Source organism: Candidatus Kaistella beijingensis (assembly GCF_020084865.1).
GTDB classification, from domain to species: Bacteria; Bacteroidota; Bacteroidia; order Flavobacteriales; family Weeksellaceae; genus Kaistella; species Kaistella beijingensis.
Map to the genome: position 1 here is coordinate 676662 of NZ_CP071953.1, position 16305 is coordinate 692966.

Below are 16305 nucleotides of genomic sequence, written 5' to 3' on the forward strand. Positions count from 1 at the left end.
TAAAATAAAAATTCAAATGTCAAAAGTAGTCATCCTTGGAGCAGGAATTGCGGGACACACCGCCGCAACTCATCTTCGCAGAAAATTAGGTTCGGAACACGAAGTTTTGGTGGTTTCGCCTAACAGCAATTATCAGTGGGTTCCCTCCAATATTTGGGTGGGAGTCGGAAGAATGAATCCTGAAGCCGTGAAATTTCCATTAGCACCACTCTATAAAAAGCACAATATCGGTTTCAAACAGGCAAAAGTAGTTTCCTTTCATCCTGAAGGCGACGAAAATCACCAAAAACCTTATGTGAAAGTAGAATATGTTTGGGGCGAAAATGTCGGAAAACAGGAAATTGTAGATTACGATTATCTTATTAATGCAACGGGACCAAAATTGGCTTTTGAACTTACAGAGGGAATGAATCCCGGAACAAACAAATGCTATTCTGTCTGCACTTATGACCACGCAGATCACGCTTCCGCCGCATTTACCGACTTAAAATTGAAACTCAAAAAATCCAAAGAAAAATTAAAAATTTTAATCGGAACCGGACATCCAAAAGCGACTTGTCAAGGTGCGGCATTTGAATATATTCTGAATGTAGAAAACGAACTTCGCCGTTGTAAATTGAGAGATAAAGCAGAAATTACGTGGATTTCTAATGAATATGAACTCGGCGATTTTGGAATGGACGGAATGTTATTGGATTATGGCGGAACCGCTATGAAATCAAGCACAATGGTAGAAATGGTTTTCAAAGACCGAGGAATCAAATGGATTTTAGGAGCAGGCGTGAAAAAAATTGAAGACGGTTTGGTTCATTATGAGAATTTAGAAGGCGAATTCAAAACCGAAAATTTTGATTTTGCGATGCTTATTCCTTCTTTTGCAGGTCACGGTTTCAAAGGATTTGACAAAAATGGAAACGATATTACCGAGAAATTATTCCGTGGATTTATGGTGGTAGATGCAGATTATACGCCAAAACCTTACGAAGAATGGTCGGTTCAGGATTGGCCCGAAACCTACCAAAATCCAAGTTATCCCAATATTTTTGCGCCGGGAATTGCTTTTGCACCGCCTCACACGATTTCAAAACCAAGAAAAAGTCCGAACGGAACAGAGATTTTTCCTGCACCGCCAAGAACAGGAATGCCTTCGGGAATTACTGCAAAATTAGTTGCAGACAATATTATAGAAAGCATCAAAGCAGGCAAAATTGTAACGCCACATCGCGGTTCGCTCGGAAATATGGGAGCTGCGTGTGTTGCTTCCGCAGGATTTGGTGCTACGAAAGGTTCGGCAATTACCATTACGACTTTTCCGATTGTTCCCGATTACAAAAAATACAAAGATTCTCAAGGTCGCGATTTAAAGAAAACCTTTGGCGAAATTGGTTTAGGCGGACATTGGGTGAAGCATTCCCTGCATTACGCATTTCTTTGGAAAGCCAAAATGAAACCGTTTTGGTATATGATTCCCGAGTAAAAAATCTCAAATTTCAAACTTCAAATTTTAAATTAAACAATGATACCACAAATAACAAAATCAATGAAATCCAAAATGCAGAATCCGTTCTTGCAGTTTTTCCGTTTTTTAATTCTCAATGTAAAAATTCTTCGTGTAGTTGCGCTTGGTCACGGCGGAACGCGAGGTTTGGATGAAAATCATAAGAAAATTTAAAATTTGTTTGTTTTCAAATTGATTGTTTAAGACGTGGGATTTTAACGTTTCACATAAGTTTTCATTTTTCTATTTTGAAATGGGCGAAATTTTTCTTGCGCTAATTTTTATAAATATTACCATTTTCTGCGTCATTATTTCTTCCACAAATTTGCTCTTTAAACTAATTTTGATGTAGGAAAAATTTACTTTTTTACTAAATTTTTAAAGTTTTCATATGATGGAAAGGCGGTGGAAAATAAGTTTCCCCGTCTTTCTTTTTTTTGGCAATATTTATTCTGATAATGGCGGTTTTTATTCATCGAATTTAACAAAATTGAAAAATTAATTTCCAATAGTAAAGAACCTTTTAAACGATAATGCAATGAAAAATCTACTACACAAAATTTCCGTATTGGTGTTGATTTCTATTTTTTCACTTTTCAGTTTTTCCTGTTCGCAAGTGAGAAAAACTACCAATTTAGATACTCAAAAATTAACAAAAACCGAAATTTCTGCTTTGCTCTATTCTTTGGAAGAAGAAAAAATGGCTTTTGAAGTCTATAACTTGATGTATGAAAAATGGGGAACGATGCAATTCGGAAATATACGTCAAAGTGAGGAAATGCACATTGCGGAAGTTCAAAAACATTTGGCTCAATACAAAATTCCTTATCAAATTTTAGAAAAAGGAAAATACCAAAATGCTGAACTTCAACAACTTTATAATCAACTTGTTGCACGGGGAAATATTTCTGAATTGGAAGCACTGAAAGTAGGAGCAACCATTGAAGATGTTGATATTTTTGACCTTCAAAAATTAATAAAAGAAGTAGAAAATCCTGCTATCATTCAATCCTTCAAGTTTTTAGAATGTGCTTCAAGAAATCATATGAGAGCATTTAATCGCGGACTTTCAAGATATAGTTTTGAATATGTTCCGAAATACATCACGAAAAATCAATTACAAGAAATCCTCAATTCCGACCACGAAAGATGCGGAATGATGCGAAAATTTTAACCTTTAAATATCTAAAACAATGAAAATTTTTAAACTTATAATGCTCAGTTCTGCGCTTTTCTCACTCCAATTTTGCAGTAGAGATAACAGCGAAGAAACCAATTACGCAAACCTTTCCGCACAGGAAAAAAATGATTTGCTCTTCAGTTTTGAGGAAGAAAAAATGGCGAGAGATACCTATATTTTTCTCAATAACAAATGGGGAATTTCGCAGTTTGCCAATATTCAGAACAGCGAACAGTCGCATATGAACGCCGTGGAGAATTTATTGAAAAAATACAATATTACTTATCAAATTTTACCACAGGGACAGTTCAGCGACGCAAATTTACAGACTTTATACAATCAGTTGACAGCACAGGGAAGTCTATCAAAAAATCAAGCATTTCAAGCAGGAGCAATCATTGAAGATGTTGATATTGACGACCTTGAAACTCTAAAACAGCATACCACAAACGCAACCATTGTTTCTGTTTATAATAAATTAGAATGCGGTTCGCGCAACCATTTGCGAAGTTTTGTTTCAGGAATTACCAATTTGGGTGATACTTACACACCACAATTTATTTCTACCACAGAATTTCAGTCCATCATGAATTCTGCAAATGAACAGTGCGGAAATTAACTTTTAAACTTGAAAATTATGGAAAAATACAGTAAAAAAACAATTGCAATTCATTGGATTTCAGTTGTTTTAATCGCCTTGATGATTTTTACGGGAAAATTTTGGAAAGATATTGATGGAAATTCTTACTCTCTGCTCATTGTACATTTTATCATAGGAATGTTAGTCGCACTTTTAACGATTTGGAGAGTTGTTATTCATTTTAAAGGAAATAGACCTGCTCCATTGAAAACTAATAGTGATTTACGCAACAAAATTATTATTTGGGTGCAGTATATTTTTTACCTCGTAATATTTATTTTGGCTTTGTCAGGAATGTTGATGTTGTTGAAAGGCGGTTATTTGCAGGCGGTTTTGGATGGTGATATGAATTTCACTTTGGACGAAGAAAACTGTCACGGTTTACATATACACGAAGCGATGGTAAAAGTGTTTTTCGTGCTTCTGTTTGCTCATATTGCGGGCGCATTTTCCTACATTTACCAATACAAGCACAATATTTTTAAAAGAATATTTTAGTTGAATATTTTTAAAGATAACTCCCAAACCATCTAATTTTTTAGGTGGTTTTTCCTTTTCCGCCACAAAATGTAACCCAAGTTACGCACCGCCATTTTTGTTCCCAATACTTTTGCCTCAAAATAATGATAAAATGAGGAAATACTTTTTTACAGGATTGGCGTTGCTATCTTTTTTGGCGTTTCAAGCGCAGGAAGTAGTAACCATTTCCAAAAAAGATTTGGAACAGAAAATAAACGACCAAAATCTACAACTCAAACTTTCCGAAGCCGAAATTAATTCTGCAAAAGCCGATTTGTTGATGAGCAGAGCAATGTATTTGCCGAATGTAACCGCTTCTTACACGGGAATTTCTACCAATAATCCGTTGATGGCGTTTGGTTCTAAACTCAATCAGGAGCGTGTAGAAATGGCGGATTTCAACCCTGCAAATCTGAACGATCCCAAAAACATTTTCAATTTCGCCACAAAATTGGAAGTTCAGCAACCGATTTTCAACAAAGATGCAGTCTATCAAAAAAAAGCAGGCGAAGTGAAAGTGGAAGTCCTCAAACTGAAACAGGAACGCACCAAAGATTATCTTCAATTTGAACTCAACAAAGCATATATGCAACTTCAGATGGCGTACAAAGCATTGGAAGTTTTGGAAAATGCGAAGAATACAGTTCTTGCCAATAAAAAAGTGATTGACAATTATTTTAAAAACGGAATGATACAAAAATCCGATGTTTTGGATATGAATGTGCGGGTTTCCGAGATAGACAACCAAATTCAGTACGCCAAATCAAATGTGCGCAACGCTTCTGATTATCTCTATTTTTTGTTGAATGAAAATTCTGAAAATAAAGTATTCAAACCAAGCGAAAAATTGCAGTATCAGGAAAATATGTTGAGCCAAAACCCTCAACTCAAGAATGATAGAAAAGATTTGCAGGCTTACCAAAAATCTTTGGAAGCGTACGATTATATGATAAAATCTTCAAAAGCCAAATTTTTGCCTAAAGTGAACGCATTCGGAAGTTTTGAAATGTACGACAACAAACCTTATGAATTCAACGCGAATGGTTATTTGGTGGGAGTTCAAGTTGCGTGGAATGTTTTTGACGGCTTAAAATCCAAAAGCGAAATAGAAAAATACAAAGCCGATTTGCAAAAATCCCAAACCGAAATTGAGCAATATCAAAAACAAAGCACCTTGGAACTCAACAAATCATACCGACAAGTTTTGGATGCCGACAACAAAGTCAATCTCTCAAAATTAGCGTGGGAACAAACCGCGGAAGCCTACAGAATTCACAAAAACCGTTACGAACAAGGTTTAGAAAAAGCATCCGATTTACTAAACGCCGAAACCCAAATGTCCAAAAAGGAATTGGAATATCAGCAAGCCATTTTTGAGTACAATACCGCTTTGGAATATTATAAATTTTTAGAAAAATAACTATGGAAAATTTTTGGAATGAACGATATGCAGATTCAGAATATGCTTACGGCATAAAACCTAACGAATATTTTGAAGAACAATTGAAAAAAATAAATCCTGCAAAAATATTATTACCTGCGGAAGGAGAAGGTAGAAACGCGGTTTTCGCCTCAAAAAATGGATGGGAAACTTTTGCTTTCGACATCAGTATTGAAGGAAAAAATAAGGCTGAAAACTTGGCTTCGAAAGAAAAAGTACTGATTGATTATAGGATAAATTCTATTGAAAATTGTGAGTATCCCCGAGAAAGTTTCGATGTTTTGGCATTAATATTTGCACATTTTCCACAGGAAAACAGAAATCTTTATCACAGGAAATTGGACGAATTTGTGAAAATTGGAGGTTATGTCATTTTGGAGGCATTCACCAAAAATCATTTAGAATATAGTGGTAAAAATAAAAATTTGGGCGGACCAAAGGACCTGAAAATGCTCTACGATTTGGGCGAGATTAAAAACGATTTCTCCAATTATGAAATTTTAGAACTCTCAGAATCGGTTGTTGAAATCAACGAGGGCACATTTCATAATGGACAATCTTCCGTCATTAGGTTTTTCGGTAAAAAAATAAAAAATATAGAGTAAAAAAAGCGAAAAAATAAAAATTATGAACATACTAAAAACAGGAATTTTTCTTTCAGCAATTGCCGTCCTTGCAAGTTGCTCTTCCGACAAAAATGAAATCAAGGACAACGCCAAACCAATTGAGGTAAAACTCAGCAATTCGGCGACAACAGACGCTTTAGGTTATGCAGGAGCAAGCGGAAAATTGGTTGCCAAAAATTCGGTAAATGTGTCCACGAGAATGATGGGCTACATTACGAGTTTGCGTGCCGATGTCGGCGATTTTGTGAGTGCAGGTCAAGGTTTGGTGAGCATCAACAATACCGATATTCAGGCAAAAGGTGGACAAGCCAATGCACAAATTGCACAGGCTCAAGCGAATTTCAATATTGCGCAGAAAGATTTTCAGCGTTTTCAAAATTTATACAACAATCAAAGTGCGTCGCAAAAGGAATTGGACGATATGAGAGCACGTTACGAAATAGCAAAAGCCAATTTGGACGGTGCAAAAATGATGAAAAATGAAGTCAATTCCCAATACCGTTACACGAATATTACCGCTCCAATTTCGGGCGTGATAACAGCAAAATACGCAAGCCAAGGAGATTTGGCAAATCCGGGAATGCCGATTTTAACGATTGAAAGTTCAGGGAATTTGCAGGCGCAGGTTTTGGTTTCGGAGCAGGACATTACTTTGATAAAAAGCGGAATGCCTGTAAAAGTTTTGATGAAATCTACCAATAACGAAGTCACAGGAACTGTTGACGAAATCAGTCGTTCCGCAACCAATACCGGCGGACAATATCTGGTAAAAATCAATGTTCCGCAAAGTCGCGATTATCTTCCGGGAATGTTTGTGAATGTAGTTTTCCCTTTCAAAAGAAGCGGAAGCGTCAATCAGGATTTTCAGGAATCTGTAACTGTTCCGAAAACAGCAATTGTTGAAAACGGGCAATTAACGGGGATTTACACGGTAAGTTCAGCCAATACCGCAATGTTGCGATGGATAAAAACCGGAAAAACTTTGGGCGACCAAGTGGAAATTCTTTCAGGATTAAATTCCAAAGAACCCTACATCGTTTCCGCCAACGGAAAATTGTTTAATGGTGCAAAAGTTCAAGTTAAGTAATCCAAAATTTAACATTCAAAATTCAAGATTGTAAAAATTTTGAATCTTGAATTCGGAATCTTGAATAAATAAAAGTATTATGGAAAAAGGATTTGCAGGACGTATCGCCGAATTTTTTATCAATTCAAAACTCACAATTTTGTTGATGATTGCTTTGATGATTATTGGCGTTTACAGTTCCACACTGATACCGAGAGAAGAAGAACCACAAATTATTGTTCCGATGGCAGACGTAATGGTCGGTTATCCCGGAGCAACACCTACGGAAGTAGAAAACCGCGTGGTAAAACCTTTAGAAAAAATTATTTCAAATATTAAAGGTGTAGAGCACGTTCACGCAATGGCGATGAACGGAAAAGCGATGCTGATTGTACAGTTTTATGTAGGACAGGACACGGAAAGGTCTTATGTAAAACTCTACGACGAGTTGATGAAAAACAAAATGATGTTTCCAAAAGGGGTTTACGAACCGATGGTGAAAACACGTTCTATCGACGATGTTCCGATGCTTGGTTTAACGCTTTGGAGCGAGAAATACAGCGATTTTCAACTTCGTCAGATTTCGGAAGAACTCGCTTCGGAAGTTAAAAAAATCAAGGATGTTTCTTTAACGAATGTGATTGGCGGAAGTCCGCGACAACTGAAAATCATTTTAGACCGTGAAAAAATGGCGGAAAGCAGTGTTGATGCACTTTTGGTAATGCAGATGATACAGGCGAACAACGGCAGTTCCCAAAGCGGAAGTTTTGTAAGCAACGACCAAGAATATTTGTTGACGACAGGACAATTTCTCACTTCAAAAGACGATGTGGAAAACCTTGTGGTAGGAACTTCCAACAATATGCCTGTTTATTTGAAGCAGATTGCAAAAGTGGAAGATGGCGCATCATCTCCTGCAAATTATGTAAGTTTCGGTTATGGAATGGCGACCGAAAAAGGCAAGAAAAATCCCGCAGAATATCCTGCCGTAACGATTTCTGTTTCCAAAGTGAAAGGAGCAGATGCGATGAAAATTTCAGACGAAATCTTGCATAAAGTTGAAAATTTAAAGAAAACTTTAGTTCCAAACGATGTTCACGTGGAAGTTACCCGAAATTACGGAGAAACCGCGTCGCACAAAGTTTCCGAACTTTTGTTACACCTTGCTGTTGCAATTATTGCCGTAACCATTTTGGTGATGCTCGCAATGGGATGGAGAGGCGGTTTAGTTGTGTTTTTCTCGGTTCCTTTAACCTTTGCATTAACGCTTTTCAGTTATTATATGCTCGGTTACACGCTGAACAGAATTACACTTTTTGCGCTCGTTTTCGTCGTCGGAATTGTGGTGGATGATAGCATCATTATCGCCGAAAATATGCACCGGCATTTCCACATGAAGAAATTGCCGTTCAAACAGGCAGCAATTTATGCGATAAATGAAGTAGGAAATCCGACAATTTTAGCAACTTTTACCGTTATTGCCGCGATTTTACCGATGGCTTTCGTTTCCGGAATGATGGGACCTTATATGTCGCCAATGCCGATTGGTGCGTCGATTGCGATGTTGCTTTCACTTTTTGTGGCTTTAACGGTGACGCCGTATCTCGGTTATCATTTATTAAAAGTGAAAGACGAGGAAGAACATAAGGAAGAGCAAGGTTTGGAAACCGGAATTATTTACAAGTGGTATAAAAAAATTGAGCAACCATTACTTGACAGCGGTAAAAAACGATGGACAATGCTCGGAATTACAGGCGTTTTGCTGATGATTTCAATGTTGGCATTTTTCACAAAATGGGTGGCGGTAAAAATGCTTCCTTTTGATAATAAAAATGAAATTCAGGTGGTGATTGATATGCCGGAAGGAACGACTTTAGAAAAAACAAATGCCGTAACCAAAGATGTTGCGCAGTATTTGAGAACCGTTCCGGAAGTGGTCAATTATCAAAATTATGTAGGTTCCGCTTCGCCGATTACGTTCAATGGTTTGGTGCGACATTACGATATGCGTGGAGCGAGCAATACTGCGGATATTCAGGTGAATCTTTTGCATAAGGAAGACCGCGATAAGCAAAGTCACGATGTGGCAAAAACCATTCGTCCTGAAATTCAAAAAATTGCAAAAAAATACGGCGCCAACATTAAAATCGTCGAAGTTCCGCCGGGACCACCGGTTTTGTCAACCATCGTTGCCGAAGTTTATGGACCGAATTACGATGAACAGGTAAGAATTGCCAATGAAATTCAGAATATTTTGAAAAAAACCGACGATGTTGTTGATGTAGATTGGATGGTGGAAGCACCACAAACAGAATTCAAACTCGTTCCTGATAACGAAAAAGCGATGTTGAACGGAATTGCACCGCAACAATTGGTGGGAAATCTAACCTATTTAATGGGAGAATATCCGATTTCCACTTTGTATGACGAAAAAAGTGCTGAACCAATCAATATGGTGATGAAATTGGACAATTCCGAAAAAGCAACCATTCAAGACATTACCGCACTGAAAGTGAAAGGACAACAGGGAAATATGATGCCGATAAGTGATGTGGTAAAAGTGGAGCGCGAAAAATTGGAAAAAAGTATTTACCGAAAAGACCAAAAACGGGTGGTTTATGTGCTTGCAGATATGGCGGGAGGTTTGGAAAGTCCGGCTTACGCCATTCTCGGAATGGAAGAAAAACTGAAAAAAATTCAACTTCCTGCAGGTTATTCGCTGAACGAACTTTATATGAAACAGCCGACAGACGAAAGCGATTACACCGTAAAATGGGACGGAGAATGGCAAATTACATTGGAAGTTTTCCGTGATTTGGGTGCTGCTTTTGCCGTAGTGATTATCATAATATATATGTTGATTGTCGGTTGGTTCCAAAACTTCAAAACTCCGATGGTGATGATGGTAGCAATTCCGCTTTCATTGGTGGGAATTGTGCTGGGACATTGGCTTTTGGGCGCATTTTTCACGGCAACTTCCTTTATCGGGATGATTGCTTTAGCCGGAGTTATGGTGAGGAATTCAGTCCTTTTAATTGACTTTATAGAAATCCGACTGAAAGAAGGGATACCGATGAAACAGGCAATTATAGAAGCAGGAGCAGTAAGAACAACGCCGATTTTGTTGACAACAGGAGCGGTTGTCATTGGAGCGGTCATCATTTTGTTTGACCCAATTTTCCAAGGTTTGGCGATTTCATTGGTGTTTGGAGCGATAGTTTCAACCTTGTTGACGCTAATTGTGGTTCCTTTGATTTACTATATGAGCGAAAAGAAAAAGTGGGAAAAAATTCAGGCAGAACAAACAATAGAATTTTCCGACGATTTCTTTGATGAACCTTTAAATAAAGAAAAACCATAGTTTATTTTTAATTGAAACTTTGCCGAAAATTGATTTTTTCGGTGAAGTTTTTCATCAATTATCAACCATCATTTATCAATTATAAAAATATGAAACTACTACTCATCACCGCAATAGAAGAATTTGAGAAAAATGTGAAAGAAATTCTCGTTCATTCGGGCGTTTCAGCATTTTCCTACAGTCCTGTAAAAGGCTACAAATCGGACGAAAAGCAAATTTCTTTGGAAAATTGGTTCGCTTCGCAGATTTCGGAAACCGATTCGCTACTGTTCACGGCATTTGTTCCTGAAGAAAATGTAGATAAAGTGTATCATTATGTAGAGAAATTCAACCAAAAACAAGAGTTTCTCTCGCACATACATTTATCAACTTTAAATATTGAGAAATCGGTTTAACTAAAAATTTGAGATTTGAAATTTGAGATTTGAAATTACAAAAACTTGAGACTTCAAACTTGAAACTTTAAACAAATTATAAGATTATGAAAACAAGAATTATACACGCAGTTGCCGGAACGATGATTTTGGCGAGTTTACTTTTAGGAATTTTAGTGCACCAAAATTGGTTTTATCTTACCGGTTTTGTCGGCTTGAATTTGTTGCAGTCGTCCTTTACCAATTGGTGTCTTTTGGGAAATATTTTGGAAAAATTTGGCGTTCAAGACGATAACTGCAAATGCTGATAAATCACTAATTTTACAAACAAAAAAAATCAGAATATGAATAAGATAAAAATGTTGCTATTCGTTTTCACGGTGTTTTCTTTTGCGGGTTGCCAAAAGGCACAGAAAATGGGTGGTGAAACTTCGGTTGAAAAGTCATCAGAAGAAAAGACCGACTTATCTGCACAAGAATTTTCCGACAAAATCAAGCAAAATCCCGACGCCATTATTTTGGACGTGAGAACTCCAAGAGAATTTGAAGATGGACATATTGCAAATGCCGTAAATATGGACATCAACGGAAATTTTGAAAGTGATATTTCAAAATTGGATAAGTCAAAACCTATTTTGGTGTATTGTTTAAGTGGGGCGAGAAGTTCTTCTGCAGTCGAAATTTTGAAAAATCAGGGTTTTAAAAATATTTTCCATTTAGATAGAGGAATGATGAGTTGGCGAAGCGCAAATCTCCCCGAAACCACCAATAAAGCCATCGCCAAAAAAGGAATGTCAATGCAGGATTACCAAAAAATGTTACAGTCCGACAAATTGGTTTTGGTTGATTTTTATGCCGATTGGTGTGCTCCGTGTAAAAAGATGGAACCTTATTTAAAAGAAATTTCTGAAACGATGAACGACAAGGTAAAAGTCGTAAGAATTGATGCAGATGCAAACGCTGAACTCTGCAAAGAATTGAAAATAAGCCCAATTCCTGTCTTTCATTTATACCAAAACAACAAATTGATTTGGGAAAATACAGGTTTTGTGCCGAAGGAAACGGTGGTGGTAAAAATAAACCTCCAATAATTTTAATTGTTATTTAAAAAGAAATGCAGTGAGATTTTCACTGCATTTCTTCCTGCTTAAAGTAACGATGAATAACCGTTTCTCAATTTCCAAAGGAAATATTTTTCTAAAAGGATTTTCGAAATATCATAAAATACATTTGGAACCATAATAGCGAAAACCCTTGGTTTGAATAGTGAATTGCTCACCAATAAAACTTCTTTTTTTCCTGCATCCATCACGCAAAGTCCCGGAATTCTTCCCCACGATTTTTCTACGAAATCAGTTTTTCCTTCGATGGTTTTGATGATGTTTTTGGCAACTATTTTTCCCGTTACATCACTCGGATAACCGGTTTTAGGAATGGTAAACGGAATTTCGCCTTGTTTGAACGGTGGTTTCACATCAACAGCCAAACCTGCTCCCCAAATATTTTTGATGGTTTGGTGTCGGTAATTCGGTAAAATTGGGATGAAATTGTTCGGCGGAGTTTCAAGTTTTGGAGAATTTGCAATAAAATCAACACCCACAAATGGAGGCATCAACATTGTAAATTTAGACTCGATTTCTTCGCCTGTGCTCAAAATCACTTTTTCTTTTTCTACTTCTTTTATTCCGACGCCTGTTCTATAGTGGATTTTGAACATTTGCATAAAAGTTTTCAACATTGTTTCTCCTAAAGGCATTCCGTCGATTCCAAAATGTCCGAGATATGGTTCCGGAGTTACCCAATACAAATCTACTTTTTTGCGGATATTTTGTTCCCGAAGCCATTTTTCGATGTTGAAAAGAAATTCATAAGCGGCTCCCATACAACCGGCGTTTTGAGTGGCACCGATTACGATTGCACCGGGATTTTTTTTGAATTCCTCTAATTTTTCCCGAGTTTCCATCGCTTTTGGCGGCGTTCCAATGTAGGAACAGTTCTCTCTAATTCCGGGAGCGATGTCGAAGTTTACTTTTGGTCCTGTCGCGATGATGAGTTGGTCGTATTCGTAAATCCCATTTTCGCAATACACTTTATTTTCGTCGGGTTCTACTTTAATTGCGGTATCTTTCACGAACTTCACGCCTTTTTTTTCTAAAACGGCTCTCCGTGGAACTACAATTTCAGAAATTTCCCTTCTCTTTATCGGAACCCAAATTAGCGACGGAATGTAAACGAAATCTTCGTTTCTGTCAATTAAGGTCACTTCTGCTTTCTCTTTCAGTTTTCTTTTGATTTCCATTGCGGCGGTACTTCCTGCGAAGTTTCCACCCACTACTAAAATTTTCATTTTCCTAAATTTTATTCTTCAAAGTTAGGTCTGAATTAAAATTAGTTGTGTAACATTGGTCACTTAATGCACTGATTTTGATATGAGTTTCGTCATACTTTAGAAAGGAAGTTTCAAATTAGAAGTCTCTGAAAATTGAATCGATTTTCGGAAAAAACCTTCCTGTAACTTTTTGGTAATGAATGTAGTTTGGATATTTTTTCTTCAGTTGTTTTTCCTCGTAAAGTGTCTTTAAATAAAACAAAATAAGGAGCAAAACCGAAATCAGAAGTTTGTAATACGATTCCCAAAAGATGGCAAACCCAAAAACGAAAAGTAGAATTCCTGTATAAATCGGATGTCTGCTGAATTGATATAACCCATTGGTTATCAGTTCTGAATTTTCTTTCGGTGTAGGAAAAACAGTTAGATTTTCGTCTAAATTGGAAAGGGAAATTACAGAAATTACCATTCCTAAAGTCGCAAAAAACAATCCTAAATAAGTATAGATAACAAGAATGTCAAATTTGGGCAAAAAATCAAAAAGATAGAGTGCAAACAGAAGAAACTGAATGCTTACGAAGAGATAATCTTTTGAGGTTTTTATCAATTTACTTTTTTTATTTTTCGGAAATCAAACCGTCAATTTGTTCATAAAAATTAGCGGTGCTGTAATCGGCAACGCCTTGATGATGAAGACGAATTACACCTTTTTTATCCAAAACAACCGTCGTTGGAAGCGAGCCACTGAAAACCTCTTTCGGAATTTCGCTTGATGGAATTAAAAACGGAATACTGAAATTTTCTTTTGCAAGATATTTCTTTCCCAATTCCGGATTATCGTCCAAATTTACCGTCAAAAATACAACTTGTTGATTGGATTTGTACTTTTCATAAAACTTCTGAATGCTCGGAAACTCGGCTCTACAAGGAGGACACCAAGAAGCCCAAAAATTGATAAAAACCACTTTTCCTTTCAAATCGGCGGTACTGATTTGGTCTCCCGATGCAACATCGGTAACGCTGAAATTAGCAATCGGTTGATTTTCTATATTTTCGGATGCGTTATCTTTTGGTGCTTCAATTTTTGAGTTTAAAATTCCTGTGGACGCAATTTGTCTCAGGAACCACGCTTTTGCGTCGGGACTGAAAAGCATTAATGCGAAAAATCCCACCAGAATTACCGTGAATCCGTTCTTTTGTACCCAAATTTTTAAATTCTCCATTCTGATTTTATAATATTTTATTGGTTAATGTTTCGCCTGCAATTTAAATCTGTGCTAATCTGTGCAAATCAGTGTGAGACTTTCGGCGCACAGATTTTCACAGATGACCACGGATTATTAATAAGTTGGTTGTTCAAAGTTTCACTGCAATAAAATTGATTTTCAAAGTATTAAATAAAAGTGTTAAATAAATGATAGTTAAAATCTTGAGTAATCATTAATTTATAGTAATTGCATCCGCATAAATTCCTCATTGATTCCATTATACAAGTTTGGAATTTGATGTTTTGAAAGGATGGTTCTCGCCATCGCACTTCTGCTTCCGCTCCTGCAAAATACGATAACTGCGGGTTTATTTTCAAATTCTGAAATTCTGCTCTCAATTTCGTTCAGCGGAATATTAACCGCATTTTCTATACTTCCTTCCGAAAATTCTGAGGGTGTTCTTACGTCAACAATCATTGCGCCTTCGTTTACCCATTCTTTTATGGTTTTTTCCATTTTATTTAAATTTTTTGCAAAATTACAAATGACAATCATTGGCAAATGTAACACGAGTTACATAGTTTTTTTCAAATGTGACATACATTTAAAAATGAAATTATTACAGTTTTTGTAATAGAAAACTATGAAATTTCATCAAAACGAAGATTAATATGTATAATTTGTACCAAAAATAATTGGATTGGTACTACGAGTTTTCACACGTTACCTTTTAATTTTGCTAATGAAAATCACATTACACAATATGAAAAAAATACTACTAATTATAGATTTTTCTAAAAATAACAATGGTATCATAAAAATTGCAGGAAATCTTGCTGAAAAACATTCTGCCGAAATTATTTTATTGAATGTAATAGATTTGCCAAATTCTATTTTTAGGAAATCTTTTTTTTCCGTCTTTCTTTTTAAGCAGGAAATTAGTTTGGAAGAAAACTTTATAAAACTCAATCTTTTGAAAAAGCAATTCGTTTCGGAATTTCAGATTCATGTTAGTACAGAAATTGAAACAGGCAACAAACTGAAAATTGTAACGGATATGCAACAGAAATATCAGGTGGACTTAGTAATTATGGGCATAACTTCAAAAACTCATATGCTATCAAAAGATTTTCTCGCCGATAAAAAAATAATTTCTAGCGTTCCTTGTCCCGTTCTCACGGTTCCGTACGGTTTTCAAAAATCGGAATTTTACAATCTTCTTTATCCTGTTCGTCAGGTTTTGGGCGCACTGTACAAATACGATTATGCAAAACTGTTTTTTCTTGATAAAAAGGCAAAAATTCATTTTCTGGGACTTGAAAATCAGGAAAAAGAAAATTTTCACACATCATTGAATACCAATTTGTTACATTTGCAAATTGAGGCTCAAAAAGATCAATTTCTGCATCCAACTTATTCCTACGAAAAAACGATAAACCCATCGGTAAATATCTTGCAGCATATCAATGTAATGAAGTCTGATTTGGCTGTAATCAATACCATTAAGAACAATAATTCGAAGGATGCTGCAAACAATTCTTTTGTTGAAAATCTCTTGTTGAAAGAGCAAATTCCACTTCTCTTTGTCAACAGTCATACCATAAAAAAACACTTGGGAACAGAAAGATATTTATCCAAACTTGCACATTTTTAATAATTGCAACTAATTAATCACACAAAAAACACAATTCATTATACATCTTAATTAAAGGGTTTTCTACATTTGTAAAAATTATTTTAATCTGCTTTTGTCCATTCATATTAACGGTGATTTCAGTAAATTTTGTTTTTGGCAGATGAACTATTAAATACTTTTTTTTGAATTGCTAATAATAAACTATGATAATTTCTGTGTAGAAATTGAGTTTTTAATAGTAACAAATGATTTTTTCTTAATACGCACCACGAAATAAGTGTTTCATACCACTTTGTTTTTGTGGTGTGTTTTGTTTTTATATTTTAAGGTAATTCATACCACTTATAGCCTTTTTTCTAACACGTTTTCTGATTTCATTCCGATACTTTTGCAACGTATTTTTTACGAATATCATAAAATTTTTCAA

The 16305-nt window shown here is 36.0% G+C and carries 16 protein-coding genes; 12 read left to right on the plus strand and 4 right to left on the minus strand.

Annotated elements, in window-relative coordinates:
- Nucleotides 1-16 precede the first annotated feature (16 nt).
- The 11 genes from J4771_RS03175 to J4771_RS03225 all read left to right on the plus strand — a co-directional run bounded on the left by J4771_RS03175 (nt 17) and on the right by J4771_RS03225 (nt 11796).
- Nucleotides 17-1477 carry an NAD(P)/FAD-dependent oxidoreductase gene (locus J4771_RS03175; protein WP_224136321.1) on the plus strand — a complete coding sequence of 487 codons (1461 nt, stop codon included), beginning with the start codon at nt 17-19 and terminating at the stop codon, nt 1475-1477.
- A gap of 559 nt (nt 1478-2036) precedes the next feature.
- A complete protein-coding gene (locus J4771_RS03180) occupies nt 2037-2672 on the plus strand; it encodes a DUF2202 domain-containing protein (RefSeq protein WP_224136322.1) in 636 nt (211 codons plus the stop codon).
- A 19-nt stretch (nt 2673-2691) separates the two neighbouring features.
- The gene (locus J4771_RS03185; protein ID WP_224136323.1) at nt 2692-3297 is read left to right on the plus strand and encodes a DUF2202 domain-containing protein; all 606 of its coding nucleotides are present in this window, start codon (nt 2692-2694) and stop codon (nt 3295-3297) included.
- A gap of 18 nt (nt 3298-3315) precedes the next feature.
- Complete coding sequence (locus tag J4771_RS03190; RefSeq protein ID WP_224136324.1) at nt 3316-3816, plus strand: cytochrome b; 501 nt, start codon at nt 3316-3318, stop codon at nt 3814-3816.
- Nucleotides 3817-3949: 133 nt separating this feature from the next.
- Entirely contained in the window at nt 3950-5257 is a 1308-nt protein-coding gene (locus J4771_RS03195; protein WP_224136325.1) for a TolC family protein, read from the plus strand.
- 2 nt (nt 5258-5259) lie between these two features.
- Nucleotides 5260-5883, plus strand: coding sequence for a class I SAM-dependent methyltransferase (locus tag J4771_RS03200; RefSeq protein ID WP_224136326.1), 624 nt, complete (start codon nt 5260-5262; stop codon nt 5881-5883).
- Between the two features lie 22 nt (nt 5884-5905).
- Entirely contained in the window at nt 5906-6991 is a 1086-nt protein-coding gene (locus tag J4771_RS03205; protein WP_224136328.1) for an efflux RND transporter periplasmic adaptor subunit, read from the plus strand.
- A gap of 79 nt (nt 6992-7070) precedes the next feature.
- Nucleotides 7071-10331, plus strand: a complete 3261-nt coding sequence (locus J4771_RS03210) for an efflux RND transporter permease subunit (RefSeq protein ID WP_224136330.1) — start codon at nt 7071-7073, stop codon at nt 10329-10331.
- 89 nt (nt 10332-10420) lie between these two features.
- Nucleotides 10421-10726 carry a P-II family nitrogen regulator gene (locus tag J4771_RS03215; RefSeq protein ID WP_224136332.1) on the plus strand — a complete coding sequence of 102 codons (306 nt, stop codon included), beginning with the start codon at nt 10421-10423 and terminating at the stop codon, nt 10724-10726.
- An 86-nt stretch (nt 10727-10812) separates the two neighbouring features.
- A complete protein-coding gene (locus J4771_RS03220; RefSeq protein ID WP_224136334.1) occupies nt 10813-11013 on the plus strand; it encodes a YgaP family membrane protein in 201 nt (66 codons plus the stop codon).
- Between the two features lie 36 nt (nt 11014-11049).
- The gene (locus tag J4771_RS03225; protein ID WP_224136336.1) at nt 11050-11796 is read left to right on the plus strand and encodes a thioredoxin domain-containing protein; all 747 of its coding nucleotides are present in this window, start codon (nt 11050-11052) and stop codon (nt 11794-11796) included.
- Between the two features lie 56 nt (nt 11797-11852).
- On the opposite strand, the gene J4771_RS03230 is transcribed toward J4771_RS03225, so the two are convergent.
- From J4771_RS03230 to J4771_RS03245, 4 genes are all read right to left on the minus strand, one after another.
- On the minus strand, nt 11853-13052 hold the full coding sequence (locus J4771_RS03230; protein WP_224136338.1) for an NAD(P)/FAD-dependent oxidoreductase: 1200 nt from the start codon (nt 13050-13052) through the stop codon (nt 11853-11855).
- A 118-nt stretch (nt 13053-13170) separates the two neighbouring features.
- The gene (locus J4771_RS03235; protein WP_224136340.1) at nt 13171-13641 is read right to left on the minus strand and encodes a methyltransferase family protein; all 471 of its coding nucleotides are present in this window, start codon (nt 13639-13641) and stop codon (nt 13171-13173) included.
- Nucleotides 13642-13651: 10 nt separating this feature from the next.
- Nucleotides 13652-14257, minus strand: coding sequence for a TlpA family protein disulfide reductase (locus J4771_RS03240; RefSeq protein ID WP_224136342.1), 606 nt, complete (start codon nt 14255-14257; stop codon nt 13652-13654).
- A 222-nt stretch (nt 14258-14479) separates the two neighbouring features.
- Complete coding sequence (locus J4771_RS03245) at nt 14480-14758, minus strand: rhodanese-like domain-containing protein (protein ID WP_224136344.1); 279 nt, start codon at nt 14756-14758, stop codon at nt 14480-14482.
- 247 nt (nt 14759-15005) lie between these two features.
- Here J4771_RS03245 and J4771_RS03250 point away from each other — a divergent pair, with 247 nt between their 5' ends.
- Complete coding sequence (locus tag J4771_RS03250) at nt 15006-15896, plus strand: universal stress protein (RefSeq protein WP_224136346.1); 891 nt, start codon at nt 15006-15008, stop codon at nt 15894-15896.
- Nucleotides 15897-16305: the final 409 nt, after the last annotated feature.